The 3,201-nt window shown below is 50.6% G+C and carries 1 protein-coding gene and 10 tRNA genes; 7 read left to right on the forward strand and 4 right to left on the reverse strand.

Translation table 11 applies throughout. The features are described 5' to 3' along the window. Positions 1–27 precede the first annotated feature (27 nt). The 4 genes from FCL42_RS21390 to FCL42_RS21405 form a co-directional block, all read right to left on the reverse strand. Positions 28–103, reverse strand: a tRNA-Val gene (locus FCL42_RS21390). Positions 104–153: 50 nt separating this feature from the next. Beyond that, positions 154–229 (reverse strand) — tRNA-Val (locus FCL42_RS21395). Between the two features lie 49 nt (positions 230–278). After that, positions 279–354: transfer RNA gene (locus FCL42_RS21400), tRNA-Val, on the reverse strand. Between the two features lie 46 nt (positions 355–400). Further along, positions 401–476: transfer RNA gene (locus FCL42_RS21405), tRNA-Val, on the reverse strand. A 348-nt stretch (positions 477–824) separates the two neighbouring features. Between FCL42_RS21405 and gltX the strand changes: the two genes are divergently transcribed. The 7 genes from gltX (at position 825) to FCL42_RS21440 (ending at position 3,172) form a co-directional block, all read left to right on the forward strand. Beyond that, positions 825–2,228 carry a glutamate--tRNA ligase gene (gene gltX / locus FCL42_RS21410; protein ID WP_136865453.1) on the forward strand — a complete coding sequence of 468 codons (1,404 nt, stop codon included), beginning with the start codon at positions 825–827 and terminating at the stop codon, positions 2,226–2,228. An 82-nt stretch (positions 2,229–2,310) separates the two neighbouring features. Further along, positions 2,311–2,386, forward strand: a tRNA-Ala gene (locus FCL42_RS21415). Positions 2,387–2,453: 67 nt separating this feature from the next. Continuing rightward, positions 2,454–2,529: transfer RNA gene (locus tag FCL42_RS21420), tRNA-Glu, on the forward strand. A 28-nt stretch (positions 2,530–2,557) separates the two neighbouring features. Beyond that, positions 2,558–2,633, forward strand: a tRNA-Ala gene (locus tag FCL42_RS21425). Between the two features lie 131 nt (positions 2,634–2,764). Further along, a tRNA-Glu gene (locus FCL42_RS21430) sits at positions 2,765–2,840 on the forward strand. 136 nt (positions 2,841–2,976) lie between these two features. Beyond that, a tRNA-Glu gene (locus FCL42_RS21435) sits at positions 2,977–3,052 on the forward strand. 44 nt (positions 3,053–3,096) lie between these two features. Then, positions 3,097–3,172: transfer RNA gene (locus FCL42_RS21440), tRNA-Glu, on the forward strand. Positions 3,173–3,201: the final 29 nt, after the last annotated feature.

Genomic DNA, 3,201 nt, shown 5'->3' on the forward strand with positions numbered 1-3,201 from the left:
GCTATTTGAACCACTTATCGAAGTAAGTGGTGGGCGATACCGGGCTTGAACCAGTGACCCCCTGCTTGTAAGGCAGGTGCTCTCCCAACTGAGCTAATCGCCCACAGCAAACTGTGGTGATAAATGGTTTTTTGAACCATTTATCGAAGTAAATGGTGGGCGATACCGGGCTTGAACCAGTGACCCCCTGCTTGTAAGGCAGGTGCTCTCCCAACTGAGCTAATCGCCCACAGCAAACTGTGGTGATAAATGGTTTCTAAACCACTTATCGAAATAAGTGGTGGGCGATACCGGGCTTGAACCAGTGACCCCCTGCTTGTAAGGCAGGTGCTCTCCCAACTGAGCTAATCGCCCACAAATCATTTGTGGCATTCCAACAAATTGTTGTTGTCGAAGAAAGTGGTGGGCGATACCGGGCTTGAACCAGTGACCCCCTGCTTGTAAGGCAGGTGCTCTCCCAACTGAGCTAATCGCCCTCGACAACGGAGGCGTATTATAGGGGGCACCGATTTGGTGTCAATAAATTTCTCCCCACGAATGACCGTCCGCACACCATTTGTACGCCATGCTGGCTAAGGACGCAATTGCATCTCACTCTTGTGTGATTTATCGCCATTTTTAGGGGGTTTACTACGGCGGAGCGCCTGCCTTCCTGCTGTCATGGTTAAAGTGGCCGCTCTCATTAGAGATATTTTGCAACGGCAATGAGCCTACTACTTAAAATGGAGTTTGGGGGTTGTCCCTTCGCGCTGCTAGAATAGTGCGATTTTCTTTCCGCATGTTAAATACACGCGGAATTTTGAACGACAGAATCAGAGAAGGTTATGACTGTTAAAACTCGTTTCGCTCCTAGCCCAACCGGCTATCTGCACGTGGGCGGTGCTCGTACTGCACTTTACTCTTGGCTATATGCTCGTAACCAAGGCGGTCAATTCGTATTGCGAATTGAAGACACCGACTTGGAACGTTCTACTCAAGAAGCCATCGACGCCATCATGGAAGGCATGGAGTGGTTGGGTCTTAACTGGGAAGAGGGCCCTTACTACCAAACTAAGCGCTTTGATCGCTATAACCAGCTGATCGACCAACTTCTCGAAGAAGGTAAGGCGTATAAGTGTTACTGCCCTCGTGAGCGCTTAGATGAGTTGCGTGAAAAACAGATGGCCGATGGTGAAAAGCCTCGTTACGACGGTAAGTGTCGTGACGGCGAAGCGCAAGACCTTCCTTATGTTATCCGTTTCCGTAACCCGGTTGAGGGCAGCGTAGTCTTTGACGATCACGTACGTGGCCGCATTGAAATTGCCAATAGTGAACTGGACGATCTGATCATTCGCCGTACTGATGGTTCTCCAACGTATAACTTCTGCGTTGTGGTGGACGACTGGGACATGGGAATCACTCAGGTTGTTCGAGGTGAAGACCACATCAACAACACCCCTCGTCAGATCAACATCTATAAAGCACTAGGAGCTCCGGTTCCTGAATTCGCCCACGTTTCTATGATCTTGGGTGATGATGGTGCCAAGCTGTCTAAGCGCCACGGTGCGGTTAGCGTAATGCAATATCGCGATGACGGTTACCTACCGGAAGCCCTTCTAAACTATTTAGTGCGTTTAGGCTGGTCCAATGGCGACCAAGAGATCTTCTCCAAACAGGAGATGATTGACCTATTTAGCCTAGAAGCGATCAACAAATCCGCTTCAGCCTTTAATACCGAAAAGTTGCTGTGGTTGAACCAGCACTACATTAAGAATTCGGATCCAGCTTATGTGGCCGAGCATCTACAGTGGCACATGGACGATCAAAAGATCGACCTGAGTAATGGCCCTGCTTTAACCGATCTTATTTCAGTGATGGCTGAACGAGCACAGACTCTGAAAGAGTTAGCCGCATCCAGCCGTTACTTCTATGAAGAGTATGAAGAGTTCGATGCTACTGCAGCTAAAAAGCACCTTCGCCCAGTTGCTCAGCAGCCACTTGAACACATCAAAGCTAAGCTAGAAACTCTAGAAGAGTGGAGCGGCGAAGCGCTACACCAGGCAATTCAAGATACCGCCGCCGAATTGGAAGTAGGTATGGGCAAAGTTGGTATGCCATTGCGTGTTGCAGTAACCGGCGCAGGTCAGTCTCCAGGCTTGGATCAGACGCTATTGTTGATTGGTCGAACAAGAGTTGTGGCACGAATCAACAAGGCGCTCGAATTTATAGCAAACAGGGCGAATTCCTGAAAAAGCGGTTGACACATTTTGGGGGCATCCATACAATGCGCCTCGCACTCAGGGAATGCTTCCTGAAATGTGCCAAAAGCTTGGGGCTATAGCTCAGCTGGGAGAGCGCTTGCATGGCATGCAAGAGGTCCGCGGTTCGATCCCGCGTAGCTCCACCAAGTTTTAATAAAAGGTCGCTTAGGTGCGGCCTTTTATTTCGGCAACAAATGTCGAGAAAGTTTCTGGGTCCCCTTCGTCTAGAGGCCTAGGACACCGCCCTTTCACGGCGGTAACAGGGGTTCAAATCCCCTAGGGGACGCCACTTATTCGTTCGAAAGAGCAATTGAAGTGGGGCTATAGCTCAGCTGGGAGAGCGCTTGCATGGCATGCAAGAGGTCCGCGGTTCGATCCCGCGTAGCTCCACCACTTATTCACTTGCGACTCAATGTCGTGAGTAAGTGATGGCAAAATACCAATGCGGTTCGATACGACACCCCAAAGGTAGCTCCACCACTTATATCACTCTGTCACCAGAGTCTAAACGGTGAAAGTCCAGGGTCCCCTTCGTCTAGAGGCCTAGGACACCGCCCTTTCACGGCGGTAACAGGGGTTCAAATCCCCTAGGGGACGCCACTTATTCAGGTTCTGCCAATAGAGTCTGGCGGTGACACACCGCACTCTCTATGCACGGCAGCAACCGAGCTCAATCCCAATAGGGGTTGTCGCTGATTTACTCTTGTCACCAGAGTCTAAACGGTGAAAGTCCAGGGTCCCCTTCGTCTAGAGGCCTAGGACACCGCCCTTTCACGGCGGTAACAGGGGTTCAAATCCCCTAGGGGACGCCACTTATTTACTCTTGTCACCAGAGTCTAAACGGTGAAAGTCCAGGGTCCCCTTCGTCTAGAGGCCTAGGACACCGCCCTTTCACGGCGGTAACAGGGGTTCAAATCCCCTAGGGGACGCCACTTATTTACTCTTGTCACCAGAGTCTAAA

Source organism: Ferrimonas aestuarii, from assembly GCF_005116665.1.
Classification (GTDB): domain Bacteria; phylum Pseudomonadota; class Gammaproteobacteria; order Enterobacterales; family Shewanellaceae; genus Ferrimonas; species Ferrimonas aestuarii.